The sequence below is a fragment of the Kitasatospora sp. NPDC059088 genome (assembly GCF_042738155.1).
Lineage (GTDB): Bacteria > Actinomycetota > Actinomycetes > Streptomycetales > Streptomycetaceae > Kitasatospora.
The window spans coordinates 44334-60108 of record NZ_JBHYGR010000007.1 but is presented as its reverse complement, the minus strand read 5'-3'; the positions used below and the strand labels follow the sequence as shown (position 1 = coordinate 60108).

Below are 15775 nucleotides of genomic sequence, written 5' to 3'. Positions count from 1 at the left end.
TTTGTTTTTTTTTTTTTCTCACATTTTGTCGTCCCGGCCTGACCCCCGCCCCCCCCCCCCCCGGCCCGCCCCCCCGCCCCCCCCCCCCCCCCCCGGGGGGGGCGCCGGACGGTACTGGGCCACGCACACCATCAACGAAGGGACCGCACCGTGCTCACCATCACGACTACCGCCAGGATCGACCGGCTGCGCCAGCGGGCCGAGGAAGCCGAGACCGCCCTTGGCGACACCGCCCGCCAGCTGGGGACGGAGCAGGAGGAGCGGGCCGCACGTGACCTGGAACTGCAGGCCGTGCGCGCCGACCTCAACGCCGCACTGGACGCCTCCGGACAGACCCTCGCCAAAGAGGCGATGGCCAGCGCGGCCCGGGCCCGGAGCGCGTGCGACGTCGTGGTGAAGGGCGCGAGCGCGCAGCTCGCGGCCCGCGACCGCACCATCGCCGAACTGCGCGCCGAGCTGGAACAGGTGCGCGCGCGGCCGTCGACGGCCGCGCCGGAGCACACCGTGCTCACCTTCCTCACCGCCCTCGGCGGTCTGGTCGCGCTGATCGGCAAGCCCGCGACCGAGTACAGCGACCGCGAGTTCACCTGGCGCTGCCTGGCCTGCGGGGACCGCAGCTTCGACGCCGATTCCTTCGGCGAGCGCAGTCGCAGGCTGGCCAACGCGCACGCCGGACAGTGCCGGGCGGTGCCGGGGGTACGCACCACCGCGCTCGGCTGACTTCTGGCCGGCGCGACCGTCGGTTCCACCCCGGTCGGGAGCAGTAGGCGCTCCGGTGCGGGGCGCAGGTGTCCGGAGTCTCGCCGCGTACCGGCGCCGGGGCCCTGGAGAGCCTGCGCCCGGTCAGGAGCACGGCCCGCCGACTGGGTTCCCCCTTCCCTGTGCACACCTGGAGTTCTCTGTGAGTACGTTCGCCCCGTTTCTCGTGCTGCTGGTGCCCCTCTCGATGGAGCTGATGGTCGCGGTCTCCGCCTTCGCTCTGCACGGCCGCCGGGCCCCTGGCCGCGCCGTGGGCCGCCGGGCCGCTGCGGGAGCACGTCACCGCGGTGTCACCGGCGGTGCGCGGGTGCGGGTACGGGTCCTGGAGTCGGACGGCGGGTCCGGGCCCGCCGCCGGCCCGGCGGACACCACACTCGCGCTCCGCTCGGCGCCGGTCGTCCTCCCCGGCGCGCGCTGAGATCCGGCCAGCGGTCGTTCCGGGCACCGCCGCCCTGCGAGGGCCGCAGCTTCGGAACCCACGGTCACCCGTTTCGGGCCCGGCCCGGTCGGCTGCGGCATCACGTAGCCGACCGGGCCCCACAGCCGCACAACCTCGATCCCCACCCAACCCGCCGACGGCCGCTTCGCCACCCACCGCACCCCACTTCGGGGCGGCGCTCCCCCGGTTTCGGGAGCAGCGGCCCCCGTTTCGGGAGCAGCCGTCACCGTTTCGACCACGTCTATCCGGAGGCCTCCGTGACGACCATCGACCTGTCCCCGACGCCGGTTCCGCGCCGCCCGGAGGGCACCGTTCCGCGTCCCGTTTCGGCACTGGCCGCGCCGGTTTCGGCACCGCAGGCCACCCTTGCGAAGACACCCGCGAAGGCTTCGTCCGCGCCCCGGGACGCTTCGGACGCGCCTCGCAAGAAGCCGAACTGGCTCATGCTCGGCCTCTCGCTGGTGGCCGTCCTCGGCGGCGTCACCGTCGGCGGCATCGGCTTCGCGATGTCCTACGACACCCTCGCCCGGGTCGCCCTCGGCTGGGGGTTCAGCGAGGACCTCGCGCCCCTGTTCCCGGTCGGCGTCGACGCCAGCATCGTCGCGTTCCTCGCCCTGGACCTCTACATGATCCGCAAGGGCACGCCCTGGCCGATGCTGCGCCTGGCCGCACACGCCATGACCGGTGCGACGATCTGGTTCAACGCTTCGTCACAGGGGTCCATCAGGGCGGATCCGGTGCGGGCGGCCTCCCACGGCGTCATGCCGGTCCTGTTCGTGCTCGGCGTCGAGGCCGCGCGGCGGCTGATCGTCCACAAGGCGAAGCTGGAGGCCGGCACCGTCACCGACACGGTGCCGTTGAAGCGCTGGCTGCTGTCCCCTGTCAAGACGCCGATCATGTTCCGGCGGATGCACCTGGCCGGAGTCACCTCCTACCCGGAGATGGTCCGCCGGGAGCAGGACCTGCTCGCCTACGAGCTCTGGCTCAAGCGCAAGTACGACGGCGACCTCTCCAAGGCCACCGACGACGAGCTGCTGCCGCTCAGGATGGCCGCCCGCGGGTTCACCGTCGACCAGGCGCTGGCCATGCCGGACGACCAGGAACGCGAGGCGGAGCGGCGAGCGGAGGAGGCCGAGCAGCGCCAGCGCGAGGCCCGGACGCGCCGCGACGTTGCGGAGAAGGAGGCCGAGGCCCAGCGGGTGCTCGCCAACGGCCGGCTGGACCAGGTGCGGGCGAGGGTCGACGGGGAGACCGCGTCCGTGCGTGCCCACGCCCAGGCCCAGATCACGGCGGCCGAGAAGGCCGCCCAGCTCGAACAGGCGGCGCTGGAGAGCGCGGACGTGGCTGAGGCCCGCGCGCGGGAGGCCGAGGCCGAGGCGCGGACGGCCGCGCAGAACAAGGTCAAGGCGCAGGCCGACCTGGAGGCCGCCGGACTGGAGAAGGAGGCCGCCGAGGTGCGCCGCGGCATCGAGGAGGCCGACCGGATCGCGAAGGCGAACGTCGACAAGGCCGCCGCAGACATCGCCAAGACCGCCGCCGAAGCCCGCGACGCCGCTGCCGAACTCGACCGTGAGGCGGCCGTGAAGAAGCAGGCGCAGGCGCGCGCACTGGCCGAGACCGAGCTGGCCGAGGCCACCGCCGCCGAAGCCCGGCTGGCCGCCGCCGAAGCCCGCGAGGCCGCCGCCGAAGTCGAGCGACGCGCACTCGAAGCGGAGGAGGCCAACAAGCTCAAGCCGCGCGAGCGGGCGGTGCGCCGGGTCGCCCGGATGATCCTCACCAGGGCCGAGGGGGAGAAGCTCCCGCTCCAGGCCATTCAGGACGAGTTCGGCCTCCAGTCGCCCAGCACCGCGTCCGAGTACCGCACCGAGGCCGTCGACCTGATCCGCAACGGCTACACGGCCGACGGCGGCCTCCAGCAGCAGGGCTGAGCGGCGGCGGCAGTCCGAGCCCGCCCACAGCCGACCCCGGTCATCGGCCTCCCCCCGATGACCGGGTGCGCCGTGGTCTGCGCCGTCGTCCCGCCGATCGTCCGTCACCACGGCGAGCACGGACCCGGGGGGGGGGGGGGGGGGGGCCCCGCCCCGCCCCCCCCCCCCCCCCCCCCCCCCCGCCCCCCCCCCCCGGCGCGCGGGTGGGGGGGGGGGGGGTGGGGGGCGGGGGCGGCCCGCGTTTCGGCCGCCCGCGGGGCGCGCCCGCCCCGGCCCGGGGGGCCCCCCCCCCGCGGCCCCCCACCGGCCCCTTCGCCGCCCCTGACAGCCGGACCTCTCGGTCGGTCCTCACCCGCACACGCCCGGGTGAGGACCTTCCAAGGCGCCCGGCGCCGAGCACCACCCGTTTCCCCGTTGAAGGAGCGCTGCCATGACCAACGAGACGGCCTACAACGACGCCGCGTACAACATCTCCTCCGTGCCGTCGTGGAAGGCCCCGCCCCTGCACGGCGCCTACGCCCCCAACGCCCGCCTGGGCCCTTGGGGGAAGGCGGGTCTGGCCGCCGGTGCGGTGGTCCTCGCCGCGTCGGGCGTCTTCGCCTGGTCGCACTACGCCTCCACCCAGGCGCAGGCCGACGCGCAGAAGGCCCAGATCGCCCTGGACCAGAGCCGGGTCGACCTGCAGCGCCAGCAGCTGGCCGCGGATCTGGCGAAGTCCGTCGAGCAGGAGACACCCGCCCAGACGGCCCGCCGCCAGGCCGTGCAGGCCTGCGTGGAGAAGGCCGCCGGCTCCTACAACGCGATCACCGAATGCGGCAAGGCGTTCCCGGCCGACGCCGCGCCGGGCATGGTCAACACCGCTCAGAAGGTGGCGGCGGACGGGGGCGACTCCTCCGACGTCCCCGTGCCCGGACTGGTCGTGCTGGGCGGCGTCGGGATCCTGCTCGTCGGCGGCTGGGTGAAGAAGCGCATCCCCCGAACGTGACAGTCCGTAACCTCCTCCCTCCCTCCTCCCACCCCACGAGAATGCCTCCTCCCGCCGCCCAGGCACGCGGGAGGAGGCGTCCGCCGGCCGGGTGGGAGGAGGGAGGGAGGTCACAATCAGTGAGGAGAGAACGGTGACCGCGCCCCCCGCCATGAACGTGCCGCCGCCGCCCCCGCACCCGCCGGCGGTGCCCGCCGCACCCGTCGTACCGCCCGCGCCGGACACCGCCGGGACGCCGGAGCAGGCCGCCCCCACCGCGGCGCCCGGTGACACCGGCGAGGAGCGCAGCACCCTCGCCGCGCTTCTCGCCCCGGTGCAGCCCGCACGTCCCGTCCTGGGATCGACCGCCGACCTCGCCGGTGACGACCGCGATGACGAGCACGGTGCCTCCCCGGGCAAGGACGGCAAGAACGCCGCCGACGCGGCCGCCGCGGCCGGCGCGGGGGAGGGCCCGGTGGCGGCGCTGATCCGGGCGGTCGCCGCCCGGCTCGCCCGCACCGGTACGGCCACCACCGTCAAACGCCAGCACACCGTCAGCGAGAACCGGGTCACCGGGAACTCCAGCAACACCACGAGCACCAACAAGACCGACCGGCTGGCCAAGAACGACCAGTCGGGGCACCACCGCTCCCAGCGCGACGCCAAGGTCGCCGACCTCAACACCAAGAACCAGCAGCACCAGGGCCGCAACCACCAGGACGTCAAGCGGTCCCAGGACCGCAAGGACCACGGCAACCGCGACCAGCGGCGCACCGACGCCTCCGACACCAGGAACGGTGACACCAGGGCGTCCAAGCAGGACAACGGCTCCAAGAGCAGCAGGGACCACCGCAGCTCCACCGACTCCAAGAACTCCGACACGTCGAGGAACGACAACGGCTCGAAGCCCGGCGCGGAGAACCGCGGCCCGAACCGCTCCCAGGGCGGGTCCGGAACCACCGGCGGCGGGTCCGAAACGCGCGGCGGCGGCTCCGGAGACGGCAGCCGAGGCCCCGCGCGCGACCACGGCGGCACCCGGACCACGAACGGCAGGGGACCTGGCGCAAGCGGTGCGGGCGCAACCAAGGAGCCCGGCCCCGCAACCAATGGCGGCGGGTCCGAAACGCGCAGCGACGGCCCCGAAACCACACCCCGGGGCAGCGAACGCGCCGACCGCGGGCGCGGACCGCAGGCAGCCGAGCCCGGAGCCGGCGACCCCGGCCCGGCCGCCCTGACCGAAACCGGCGGCGACAAGCCGTCCTGGTTGAAGAAGGTCAAGGACTACGTTGCCGGGCCCTTCCGGAAAGAGAAGCGCAAGGACGAGCCGGTCAACACCGTGCCCGCACCGGCCGACCCGACCCCGGGTGACATCGACGACAAGGGGTTGGACACCAAGTGGGGGCAGGCCACGCCCCGGGACGAGAAGAACGCCGGCATCCCGGCGCAGCCCGGCGACACCGCAACCGGAACTCCGGTCCCCGAACCAGGGCCGTCCGGCGCAGGAACCAGCGCGGACAAGGCCGGCACGAAGGCCAGCACCCTGCTCAAGAACGACGCCGAGCAGGACGGCACGGCCTCCCGGGAGCGCCCCGTCGCGACCTCGCGCGAGACCGGGAACAACGCCCCCGCCACGCCGCCCGCCGAGGACGGCCCCCTTCCCACGGGCTCGGAAAGGAGCACCGCGAGCGTGAAGACGCAAGACCGACCGGAGATGGAGCAGGTCAGCGGATCCACCGCGGACCTCCGCAAGCCCGCCGAGGGCGACACACCGCGGCAGGTCCCCACCGCGCAGCGCGAACCGTACAACCCGAACGTCGGGGAGCCGCCCTTCCGAGGACCGGCTCCCGCCGCGGCGGTGGAGGTCGAGGTCCCCACCAAGACCCACGTGAGCTTCAAGCCGCAGGACCCCACGGACCTCAAGAACTACCGGCTCCGCCGGGGCGAGGTCCGTTCGCTGTTCCAGTTCGAGAAAGCCCTGGAGGAGAAGGCCTCCGTCCTCGCGCGCATCGCCGAGGACGCCAAGGTCGCCCTGGTCCACGCGGAAAAGCACGCGAAACTCGCCCAGCAGTACGCCGAGCAGGCCAAGAGCGTCAAGGGCGGTATCGGGCTGGTCAACAAGCTCGTCCGTCTGGCCGAGCAGGCCGAGGGCCTGCGCGTGCGGGCGTCCTTGGCCAGGACCGCGGCCCTCAACTCGGCGGAGAGCGTGAAGACCCTGGCCGCCAACGCGCAGACGCGCCACGGCGGTATCTACCGGGCCGTCGTCGACAGCCCGCTCACCGCTCCGGCCGAGCGCCAGTTCTACATCAGCTAGAGAGGACACCCGCATGACGACCGACACCACCCTGCGCCAGCTGCGGCGCGACGTCCAGACACTGGCCCGCTCGCTGCGCAGCGACCTCAACGCCTTCCGCGGCCTGGCACGGGTGCAGGACGACGAGGCCAGGGCGACGGGGCGGACCGCGGAGCAGATCGCGGCCATGAAGGTGGACCAGGCCACCGTCGCCGAGACGCGTGAGGTGGCCCGGGCCATGGCCGGCCTGTCCCAGGCCGCGATCGCGCTCGCCGCCGCCACCGAGACCACCGCCCAGGCCGCGGCCGCCACCGACGAGCAGGCCCGTTCCGATCACGACGGCATCCAGCAGGCCCGCGACCGGTCCCCGGTCGAGATGGCCGACCGCGACTGGTACCGGCAGGAGTAGACGATGACCACCGACGACACCGCGCCGGCCCGGGCCGAGCTCGATCCGGCCACCGAGCGGCGCTTCGCCCTCGCGCAGGTGGCCGCACCGATCGCCGCCGCCGCCACCATGCCGTTCCTGGACCCGCAGGCGGCCGACACGATGATGACGTTCCTGGCCGCGCCCGCCCTGGTGGCCGGCCTGAACGCGGCCGGGCGCCTGCCCGAGGCCGTACTGGACGCCGTACCCGGCGGCGACATCCTGCGCGCCCACCGCGTCCCGCTCCTCGTCTCCTCGGTCGCCACCGTGACCGCCGCCGCCACCGCCACCCTGCAGGGCCCCACCGGCATCGACGCCCTGGTGGCGGGCTTCATGACGATGCCTTCGCTGGCCGGCCTGGTCTCCACCGCCTGGTGGAGCAGCGTCGGCTTCGTCGGCTACTCCCTGCGCGCGGTCCTGGGCAGCAGTCGGCGCCGTAAGGGCAACGCGGCCAAGCCGCAGGACCCGCAGCCGCCCAGGCCCGCCCGGGACGCCGCGGTCGACAAGATCCTCCAGCTGTGGGACGCCCACGTCTCCGGCGAGTACGGCACCCACACCGGGCAGCACCTGGTCCTGACCGGGCTGGGCGACACCGCCTGGGAGGGTGTCGTCCAGGCCCCGCCGGGCCGCCCGGTGACGGTGACGGCCGACACCGTCTCCGGCGTCTACCACGTCCCCGCCCAATGGATCTCCATCACCGAGGGCCCGCACGCCAGCTCCAAGCGGATCCTCGTGCGCCTGACCGCCCCCAGCGAGGAGGAGGACCGCCACGGCGAGCTGGAGGCCCGCTGGCTCAAGCACGTCGCCCACAGCGGCGGCTGCATGCCCGGAACCCACCTGGAAGGAGTCATCCCCGACCCCGGGACCGGCGGCGAAGCCGCCTGGATCGTCGCGGACGAGGACACCGACGCGATCTCGATGCCGGACCCCGTCCGTATCGCCGGAGCCCTGCGCAAGACCACCCTGCTCGTCAGCGTCGAACCCACCGACGACCCCCGCAGGGCGATCCTGCGCGTCATGGACCGCTCGCCGCTGGAGGAGGGCAAGCCCCTGCCCGGCCCCAAGACGCTGATGGCCAACGACAACGGCTACGTGGAACTGGGCAGCGGCGTGTCCGGGCGCCCCGCCCGGGTCCAGCTCTACGACCCGGCCGGAGGCGCCCGCCACGTCCTGGTCGCCGGCGTCACCGGCTCCGGCAAGGGCGGCGCACTGCAGCTCATCGCCCTCAGCTACCACGTCAACGGCGTCGCGATCATCTACGCGGACCCCAAGGGCAGCAGCAATCCCGACGTCGAGGACATGGCCGCGTACGCCGGCTGCGGCCTCGACGAGGCCATGGGCGCGCTGCGCGTGGCCTACGCGATCCTGCGGCACCGGATCCGGGAGAGCCAGCGCCTGCGGGCGAAGAACTTCAAGCCCACCCGCGACCGCCCCTACATCGCGGTGATCCTGGACGAGTACGCGCAGCTCCTCGGGGACAAGAGCCCCTACCGGGCGGAGGCGGCCAGGATCGTCGCGGCGATCGCCGAACAGGGCCGCTCCCTCGGCATCTCCCTGGTCCTGTGCGGTCAGATCCTCAACCTGGACAAGATGGGCGGGGACACGGCGATCCGCGACAACGTCTTCCACGGCGGGGCGCTGATCCTCCTGCGCAGCGACAGCGCCCAGAAGCACCGCGTCGACCTGCCCGACGCGTTCGACGGCGCCGACCCGTCGAAGATCCCCGCGTTCTGGCGCAGCACCAACGACTCGCTCATCTACGACCCGTCCGTCCCCGCCGACGACCCCCGCCGCACCTTCGGCCTCGGGTACATCGTCGGCCCGGACGAGCGGGCGGAGCTGACGCGCCTGTGGATCCTGGAGTCGGCGGCCGGCCTGTTCGATCCCGAGCAGATCGCGGTCCCGCTCGACTTCCCGGACTGGGACGACCGCTTCGAGATCGCCGCCGCCTCGATCGACGGCGCGGACAGCGAAGGCGACGACGAAGACGGCAGCGGCGGATGGCAGCCCGCCTCCGTCACCTACGCCGCCACCCGCGAGCCCACAGCCGAGGAGAAGATCCTCGCCGTACTGGCCAGCTACCGCGACCCGATGCACCTGGAGGTCGGCTACCTCCACATCGACACCATCACCTCCATGGCCCAGGTCGCCGGCAAGACCGTCGCCAACCGCCTCACCGAGCTCGTCAAGTCCGGTGCTGTCGTCCGCAACCCGGACGAGAAGGGCGAGTACGGCCTGCCTCTGCCGAAGAACGCTGACGCGGAGAACAACCTCGTCCCGGCCTAGCCAGCGCTCTGTTGCGCCACCCAACCGAACACCGCCATACCACCCCGGGCCCCGTCCCCGTCCCGAGCCTCAGGCCAGCAGGCGCGGACGGGGCCCCCACCCTGCGGAAAGGCAGTCCCGACATGACCAACCACCTGATCACCGACTCCTCCGGATCCGGCCTGACAACCGCTCTCGCCGAACTCGCCACCCACCGCCAGGCCCTCCCCGTCGCCCATCTGGAGGCCACCTCGTACGTGGCCGCCGGCGCCGCGTACCTGACCCGCGACGGCGACGGCCCGGCCCACCTGGTCGAGGCCGCGAAGGAAGAGACGAAGCGCCTGGCCGAGCAGGCCGCCGCCGAGCAGAAGAACAACGCCTGCTCCGACCTCGCCGACGACAAGACCCAGGTGCGCCGCAGCGCCGCCGAGTACGGCCTGCCGCTGCTCCAGAACGCCGACCAGGACAGCCTGCCGGAGCCCGCCGAAAGCCTCTGACCCTGGCCGGCCCACCCACCCCACACCGCGTCCGCCGCCCGCCCCGCGACCCCTGGCTGGGCGGGCGGACCGCTTCCCGCACCAACCCGACCGCCCCGGCGGTCACCACGCCCACCGAGAGGAACCACCGCATGTCCACGCACCTGATCGTCGGCCCCACCGGCTCCGGCAAGTCCCGCCACCTCCAGGAGCTGATCACCCAGCCCGCCACCGGCCCCGCGACCACCACCTGGGCCATCACCCCCCGCAGCGAACTGGCCGCCGCCGACCGCCGCGCCACCCCCGACGGTGCCGAGCAGATGCTCGACCACGCCCTCACCATCGTCGACCAGCGCAACGCCCGTCTGCGCGACGCCCGCCAGCGCGCCCACCAGCCCACCCAGGCCGAACCCCGCGTCCGCCTGCTCATCGACGAGGCCGAACACCTCCTGCGCCGCGAGACCACCGCCGAGCAGTTGTACCGCCTGGTCACCACCGGCCGCCCCGCCGCCGTCGAGACCGTCATCGCCGTCGCCGACCTGCGCCTGAGCACGTGGCCGTACGGGCTGCGCGACCACTGCCTCGCCGGCACCGTCACCCTCCTCCGAGGCGCCCGCACCGTGCCCGGCCACCAGGCGCTGGCCGACGTCCCCCAGGACTAACCGGCAACATTCAGCTCTCCCTGATCTGACCGGCACACCCTGCTGCGCGCCGCCGCCTGCTGGACCTGCTCGACCTGCCCGGCCTGTTCAACCTGCGCCCGGCCCACTCCTCCCCGGCTGCGCTGGCAGAGGCCCTGGAGGCCCGCCGGGCCAAGGCCCGCAACCGTCGGGCCTCCCTGGCCGACGCCGGGCACTGGAGGCTCCAGCGCCCCGTCGCCTTCCAGCCCGGCCTGGTCGAGGCCGTCACCACGGCGGCCGACACCACCGCGCACCTCTACGCCCTCGCCGAAGCCGCACGGGCGCACCTGGACCTCACCCGGGCCGACGAACTGCGCCTGCACGAGCTGCTGCTGGAGGCCGCGCAGGCCGGTGACGACCTGGAGCGCCGACTGGCGGCCGCCGCCGCGTACGCCACCGGCCCGAGCACGGTCTGACGCAACACCCGCACCCGGCCAGACCCGGCCGGCACCCACCCGCACCACCAACCGAAGGGACTGACGACCATGCAGGACACCACCACCAAGCTGCCCGACTGGTACGGCCTCGCCGAGGAGACCTACCGGGCACGGCTCCAGGACGAGCAGACCAGCACCTACCAGACGGTGAAGTGGCAGGTCGACGCCATCAACGATCACCTCCACAGGCTCGGGATCACGCCGATCCGCCAGGCCCAGGTCAGCCAGGGCCTGGTCCTCAAGCCCGCCCTGCTCCTGGAGCCCGACTACGACGAAGGCCTGTACGAGGTGTCCGCGACCTGGGACACCACCTCGGGCCACGTGGCCGTCGCCGTGCGGGGCGCCGAGGACCGCCCCTCCGGTGCTCCCCGCGTCGGCAGGGCCCTCTCCGGCATCGGCGACGTGGCCGAGGCCCGGTGCTGCGGCGTGCCCGCGCCCAAGCCCGAGCCGCTGAACCTGCGTGCCATCGCGCTCGGCGCCCTCACCAACCCGGTGAACCCTGACCACATCTCGCCCGAGGCCCACGCCATCGTCGAGCAGCTCGCCGGTCTGACCGCCGCGGTGCTGTACGCCGCCGACACCGTCAGCCGATCCGTCTCCCGGCCCTGACCGGCGCCGGGTGATCACGCTGCCCGCCGCGCAGCACCCGCCTCCCAGCCCGCCAGGCCGGACAAGGGCGCAGCGCGGCGAGCGGCGCGGCCACCCGGACCGACTCCGACCGGCCTGGCCGTCGACTCCGCTCTCGATACGGCACGGCGCCCCGCCGAACGCAGACACCGAAGCTCACCACCTACGAGGAGACCAGCAGATGCAGTCCTGGAACCGGGACGACCACCAGATCGCCCAGGCCGAACGCGCCATCCTGACCTTCACCGGCGGCCGGACGCTGATCCTCGCCGACTGGCAGATCACCGAGAACGCCCCGAACCCGGACGGCCGCGTCTACGCCGAGCTGCGCGGCTGGGCCGCCAACACGGGCGGCGCCGGCACCGCCCAGGACCCATGCACCATGCCCGTCGAGTCGGGCCGGGCGCAGCTGGTGCTCGCCGAGCTGCGCGGCCGCGAGGCGCTGCGCGACCTCGCCGTCCATGTCGGCGTCGGCTACCCCGGCAAGCCGTTCCCGAACACCTGGGACCACCCCGGCGCGCTGGCCACCGTCTCCTGGTTGGCCCGCAGGGTCGACGAGAACGGCCGCCAGGTCCCGGAGACCGAGATCGGCTCCACCCGGTGGACCGACCCCGGCACCGGCCGCGAGTTCGACCTCGAAGCCGCCTTCCTCCTGGACGGCGAGCCGACGGGCAGCATCACTTGGCGCTACGACGACCGGTGGCAGGGCGGCGTGCCGGTGCTGCACCCCTTCTGGGGTGACGACCGCACCCCGGCGTTCGGCGATCGCCTCCTGATCACCGACCGCCGACTGGTTCCGGCGACCGGGACGCCCTCTGGCTCGTCCGCCGCCCACTGACCCCGCCAGCTGGGCAGCAGCCGCGCAACGCGGTCCGGCCGACGGCGGACGGCCGGACCGCCACGCCACCGACCGAACTGGGGCGGGAACACCTCCCGCTCCACCAGAAGGGACGACGACTATGGGCATCTACTGGGGCGACCACGTCGGACACGCCAGTTGCCTGACCACCCAGAACCTCGCCGAGCAGTTGCGGCTCGCGGACATCGGTGGCTCCGCCACGATCCAGACGTTCCTCACGGCCCTCGACGGCAATTTCCACGGAGCCCTGACCTTCACCCGGGCCCAGGCGGAGGAGATCCGGGACGCCCTCAACGAGGCCGCCGGCCGGATCAGCCCCACCGACTGGCAACACCTGGCCGTTGAGCTTGCGTACGACGCCGCCGACGCCGCCGCAGCCGGTGGCTGGACCGTCGAGTGACACCCCTGGCGCCTCGCGCGCCGTACGCACCCTCCGGCCTTAGCGCGACCGGACGGTGGCACGCCACCCCCGACCGCCTGCCCCGCCGCCCCTCGGCGGCTCGACGCTCCTGATGGAGAGGACTCCGTGCCCGAACAGACCCAGCAGTCCCGCCCCCTGGGCAAGACGCTCCCGGTGGAGTTGTTCCGCAGCTGGCGCCGCCGCCGCCGCGCGCGGCGCCGTGAGAACGACGCCCTCGCCCACACCGTCACCTACCGTGCCGACGGCACGTACCGGCCGGAGGGTGTGTTCCACTGCACGGCCTCCCGCTGGCTGGCGATCGCGGCGGCGAACGGCGGCGACTACGGCATCATCGGCAAGATCTGCGAGCCGGACGGCACGCCCATCCCGGCCTACGCGCCCAAGCCGGTCCTGCTCAAGACGCTGCGCCACCGCGCCGCCGCGGGTGCGCGCGTGCAGGTCGAACTCGGTCCCGCCGAGATGGGCACCCTCGTGGACGTTGCCCACGACGTCGGCGACGAACAGCTCCTCGACGCGCTGCGGGGCGCCGTGGCCCGCAACGCCTTTCCTCTGCACATCAACCTCGACGAGCCGCCGCCGAACCCCCGGGCGCCCAAGGCCGGCCCCGAGTCCGGGTGAACACCCGCCAGCCCCGCCCCCGCTCAGGCGCGACCGGCGACAGCCTGCCGCACCAGACCCGTGGAGAACCCGATGACCGCAATCAGCACGCCCACCGAGCCCGCCCAGGACAGGTACCCGCCGCCACCGGACGAACCGCACCGGCCGGACTGCCCCGGGGGCTGCGACGGGACCGGGGTGCACCTGGTGACGATGACATGGGACGACCAGGGCGACGGGATCTTCGTACCGGTCCACCAGGAGCACGTCGACTGCTCGGCCGGCCAGGATCAGGAGCCCCACCCCGAGGACTGCGCCGAGTGCGACGGCACCGGGTTCTCCTACGAACACGGCTACCGACACCTCTGCCAGCGCAACCAGGCGCCGGGCCGGCCCCCCTTCTGGGACGACATCGCCGACGACGAGGGGCCGTCCTACCCGGCCGCGGACGACCACCCGTTCTGAGCCAACCACCCACCAGCCCCCCACCGCCGGGCCCGGCAGTCCATCCGGGCCCGGCCCCGCACCGCCGGGCACGCCCTGGCCGGGCGGCTCAGGCGACAGCGACACACCCGCCTGGAGACCCCCTTTGCCGCACGACCCGATCCACGACAGCACCGCCGAACTCGACTACGCCGGCACCGGGCTCAACCTTGCCGACTCCCTGCTGCGCCGCTCCCTGGCCTGGGCGCCGCCGCACGACCGCCTCGACCCCGATCAGAGCGCCGCCGACTACCGCGCGCTCCTGCACCTGGACCAGCTGCTGTGGCCGCCGGCCAGCCGCAGGGGTGCCGAGCCCCGCCGCCTCTCGACCAGTACCGACCCGGGCCCGAGCGCCCACTGACGAACGGAGGACCACCGCCGTGAACCCCATCACCCGCCCCGCCGCCGCCCCTGAGGCGCACGGGGACGACGTGCACACCTACTTCGGCCTCTCGTACGCCGGCCACCTCGTCCTGAACCGCTCCCTCCTCCAATCCATGCCTCCCGCGTGGCAGCGGATGTTCGTTCTGCTCATGCGTCAGCTGAACGACGCCTTCGACCATGTGCCCCAGCCCGAGGCGTACATCGTCACCGCCGCCACCGAGCACATCGTCCGCGAGCTCAGCGACGCCGACCTGGCCGCCGTCGGCATCACCCGGGACTGGTACGGCGGCCTGGCCGAGCCCCAGGAGCTGGACCCCGAGGCGCTGGTGGCCTGGCAGGACGAGCACCGGCTGGACGAGCCGGTCTACTCCGACGGCCGCAGCGAACTCGACCCCGACGGGCTGGTCCAGCTGCCCGTCGCCGACCCGCTGCCCCACTACAACCGCGGCCGCACTCGCGTTCCCCGGCACCTCCCCGAGCCGCTGCTGGACGGCGCCGAGCTGTTCGATGCCTACCAGTACCTGGCGGAGGCGACCAGCGGCCTCGCCACCGCGAGCACCGACCTCGACGGCCACCTCGTCCAGGGCCTCAAGCCCGGGGCCGTCGCCGACGTGCTGGAACTCGCGCTGGCGGTAGCCGCCGCCGGCCTGCCGCTGGAGGGCACCGACTACCCGCGCGCCTACGCCACCACCCGCCCCGCCCCGGCCGCCCGTACGCAGGCGCAGCGGTGAGCCCCGCGGCGACGGCCACGGCGCGGACCCTTGCCGAGTTCGGCCTGCCCGATCCGGTCCTGGTCCTGACCATCGGCTGCTCGGGGTCGGGCAAGTCCACTCTGGTCCGGGCCTTCGCCCGCGACGACGTGCTCAGCGCCGACGTGCTGAGGGGCCTGCTCACCGGCAGCCGGGCCGACCAGAGCGTGAACGGCGACGCCTGGGCACTCCTGCACCTGGTGCTGGAGCGGCGGATGGTCCTGCGGCGCAGCACCGTCGTTGACGCGACGAGCGCGACCGCAGCCGATCGTGCCGAGCTGGTGCGCCTTGCGGGGGAGTGCGGCGTGCCGGTGGCGGCGATCGTGGCCGACACCGCCTTGCCGGTGGCGTTGGCGCGCAACGCGCTGCGGGACGGCGCGCTGCGGGTTCCGGACGATGTCGTCCGCGAGCAGTTCGAGCAGATCGCCAGGAGCCTGCCCGGCCTGTCGGCGGAGGGGATCGAGTACGTCCTCCCCGTCAGCTCGCTGCCGCTGCTGACCACCCTGCTGCGCCGCCGGGCCGAACGGGACGCCGGGGTCGAGGCCCTGGCGCGCGAGGCCCGCGCGGTGTTCGGCGCCGGCCTGGCCGCGCTGATCACGTGGGACGGGCCCGGCAGCGGCGGCGCGGTGCACGGTCGGCTGGCCGCCGGGACGGAGTCGATGGAGCTGCGGTACCGGGGCGGCGGCGACGCGGGCCAGGACGGGTTCCAGACGATCGCGGTGTGCGAGACGGGCTGCTCGGGCCCGGCCTGGGTCAATGTCCGCAGTGCCGCCGACCTGCTCGACGTCGCGGCGGGCTGGTTCGGCGACGAGGCCCTGTGCGACACCTGCCACGGCACCTGACCAGCGGTGGGGCGCCCATCAAGGTGCACACCTTGATGGCCGGGGGGGGGGGGGGGGGGGGGGGGGGGGGGGGGGGCGGGGGGCCCCCGCGCGGACCGAGCATGATACTCATTTTTGTGGGTGGCTGAGAGTGTAGGCAGATCGAGAG

The 15775-nt window shown here is 73.9% G+C and carries 18 protein-coding genes; 17 read left to right on the top strand and 1 reads right to left on the bottom strand.

What is annotated here, in order from left to right; all coding sequences use genetic code 11:
* The first annotated feature begins 150 nt into the window (after positions 1-150).
* The 9 genes from ACFWXO_RS05305 (at position 151) to ACFWXO_RS05265 (ending at position 10210) form a co-directional block, all read left to right on the top strand.
* Complete coding sequence (locus tag ACFWXO_RS05305) at positions 151-720, top strand: hypothetical protein (RefSeq protein ID WP_380522408.1); 570 nt, start codon at positions 151-153, stop codon at positions 718-720.
* Between the two features lie 181 nt (positions 721-901).
* The gene (locus ACFWXO_RS05300; RefSeq protein WP_380522407.1) at positions 902-1177 is read left to right on the top strand and encodes a hypothetical protein; all 276 of its coding nucleotides are present in this window, start codon (positions 902-904) and stop codon (positions 1175-1177) included.
* A 464-nt stretch (positions 1178-1641) separates the two neighbouring features.
* Positions 1642-3126 (top strand): DUF2637 domain-containing protein, encoded by a 1485-nt coding sequence (locus tag ACFWXO_RS05295; protein ID WP_380522406.1) that lies wholly within the window; start codon positions 1642-1644, stop codon positions 3124-3126.
* A gap of 430 nt (positions 3127-3556) precedes the next feature.
* On the top strand, positions 3557-4111 hold the full coding sequence (locus ACFWXO_RS05290; protein ID WP_380522404.1) for a hypothetical protein: 555 nt from the start codon (positions 3557-3559) through the stop codon (positions 4109-4111).
* 133 nt (positions 4112-4244) lie between these two features.
* Positions 4245-6401 (top strand): hypothetical protein, encoded by a 2157-nt coding sequence (locus tag ACFWXO_RS05285; RefSeq protein ID WP_380522403.1) that lies wholly within the window; start codon positions 4245-4247, stop codon positions 6399-6401.
* Positions 6402-6414: 13 nt separating this feature from the next.
* Positions 6415-6789: a hypothetical protein gene (locus ACFWXO_RS05280; RefSeq protein ID WP_380522402.1), complete on the top strand. Its 375-nt coding sequence runs from the start codon at positions 6415-6417 to the stop codon at positions 6787-6789.
* A gap of 3 nt (positions 6790-6792) precedes the next feature.
* Positions 6793-9093, top strand: a complete 2301-nt coding sequence (locus ACFWXO_RS05275; protein WP_380522401.1) for a helicase HerA-like domain-containing protein — start codon at positions 6793-6795, stop codon at positions 9091-9093.
* A gap of 122 nt (positions 9094-9215) precedes the next feature.
* Complete coding sequence (locus ACFWXO_RS05270) at positions 9216-9569, top strand: hypothetical protein (protein WP_380522400.1); 354 nt, start codon at positions 9216-9218, stop codon at positions 9567-9569.
* 131 nt (positions 9570-9700) lie between these two features.
* Positions 9701-10210: an ATP-binding protein gene (locus tag ACFWXO_RS05265; RefSeq protein ID WP_380522399.1), complete on the top strand. Its 510-nt coding sequence runs from the start codon at positions 9701-9703 to the stop codon at positions 10208-10210.
* Here the strand turns inward: ACFWXO_RS05265 and ACFWXO_RS05260 are convergent.
* Positions 10207-10551, bottom strand: coding sequence for a hypothetical protein (locus ACFWXO_RS05260; protein ID WP_380522398.1), 345 nt, complete (start codon positions 10549-10551; stop codon positions 10207-10209). The two genes, ACFWXO_RS05265 and ACFWXO_RS05260, sit on opposite strands and share 4 nt — an antisense overlap.
* 162 nt (positions 10552-10713) lie before the next feature.
* Between ACFWXO_RS05260 and ACFWXO_RS05255 the strand changes: the two genes are divergently transcribed.
* From ACFWXO_RS05255 to ACFWXO_RS05220, 8 genes are all read left to right on the top strand, one after another.
* Positions 10714-11274, top strand: coding sequence for a hypothetical protein (locus tag ACFWXO_RS05255; RefSeq protein ID WP_380522397.1), 561 nt, complete (start codon positions 10714-10716; stop codon positions 11272-11274).
* Between the two features lie 199 nt (positions 11275-11473).
* Positions 11474-12130: a hypothetical protein gene (locus ACFWXO_RS05250; protein ID WP_380522396.1), complete on the top strand. Its 657-nt coding sequence runs from the start codon at positions 11474-11476 to the stop codon at positions 12128-12130.
* A gap of 121 nt (positions 12131-12251) precedes the next feature.
* Positions 12252-12551 (top strand): hypothetical protein, encoded by a 300-nt coding sequence (locus tag ACFWXO_RS05245; protein WP_380522395.1) that lies wholly within the window; start codon positions 12252-12254, stop codon positions 12549-12551.
* 126 nt (positions 12552-12677) lie between these two features.
* Positions 12678-13190, top strand: a complete 513-nt coding sequence (locus tag ACFWXO_RS05240) for a hypothetical protein (protein WP_380522394.1) — start codon at positions 12678-12680, stop codon at positions 13188-13190.
* 72 nt (positions 13191-13262) lie between these two features.
* Positions 13263-13634 (top strand): hypothetical protein, encoded by a 372-nt coding sequence (locus tag ACFWXO_RS05235; RefSeq protein WP_380522393.1) that lies wholly within the window; start codon positions 13263-13265, stop codon positions 13632-13634.
* 124 nt (positions 13635-13758) lie between these two features.
* Positions 13759-14013, top strand: a complete 255-nt coding sequence (locus ACFWXO_RS05230; RefSeq protein ID WP_380522392.1) for a hypothetical protein — start codon at positions 13759-13761, stop codon at positions 14011-14013.
* Positions 14014-14032: 19 nt separating this feature from the next.
* Complete coding sequence (locus ACFWXO_RS05225) at positions 14033-14767, top strand: hypothetical protein (protein ID WP_380522391.1); 735 nt, start codon at positions 14033-14035, stop codon at positions 14765-14767.
* The gene (locus ACFWXO_RS05220; RefSeq protein ID WP_380522390.1) at positions 14764-15627 is read left to right on the top strand and encodes an AAA family ATPase; all 864 of its coding nucleotides are present in this window, start codon (positions 14764-14766) and stop codon (positions 15625-15627) included. The genes ACFWXO_RS05225 and ACFWXO_RS05220 overlap by 4 nt, the downstream gene beginning before the upstream one ends.
* Positions 15628-15775: the final 148 nt, after the last annotated feature.

Coding starts and splice junctions, on each gene's coding strand:
- ACFWXO_RS05295 (WP_380522406.1), top strand. CDS start 1,642: ATGCTCGGCCTCTCGCTGGTGGCCGTCCTCGGCGGCGTCACCGTCGGC.
- ACFWXO_RS05290 (WP_380522404.1), top strand. CDS start 3,557: ATGACCAACGAGACGGCCTACAACGACGCCGCGTACAACATCTCCTCC.
- ACFWXO_RS05280 (WP_380522402.1), top strand. CDS start 6,415: ATGACGACCGACACCACCCTGCGCCAGCTGCGGCGCGACGTCCAGACA.
- ACFWXO_RS05275 (WP_380522401.1), top strand. CDS start 6,793: ATGACCACCGACGACACCGCGCCGGCCCGGGCCGAGCTCGATCCGGCC.
- ACFWXO_RS05270 (WP_380522400.1), top strand. CDS start 9,216: ATGACCAACCACCTGATCACCGACTCCTCCGGATCCGGCCTGACAACC.
- ACFWXO_RS05265 (WP_380522399.1), top strand. CDS start 9,701: ATGTCCACGCACCTGATCGTCGGCCCCACCGGCTCCGGCAAGTCCCGC.
- ACFWXO_RS05255 (WP_380522397.1), top strand. CDS start 10,714: ATGCAGGACACCACCACCAAGCTGCCCGACTGGTACGGCCTCGCCGAG.
- ACFWXO_RS05250 (WP_380522396.1), top strand. CDS start 11,474: ATGCAGTCCTGGAACCGGGACGACCACCAGATCGCCCAGGCCGAACGC.
- ACFWXO_RS05245 (WP_380522395.1), top strand. CDS start 12,252: ATGGGCATCTACTGGGGCGACCACGTCGGACACGCCAGTTGCCTGACC.
- ACFWXO_RS05235 (WP_380522393.1), top strand. CDS start 13,263: ATGACCGCAATCAGCACGCCCACCGAGCCCGCCCAGGACAGGTACCCG.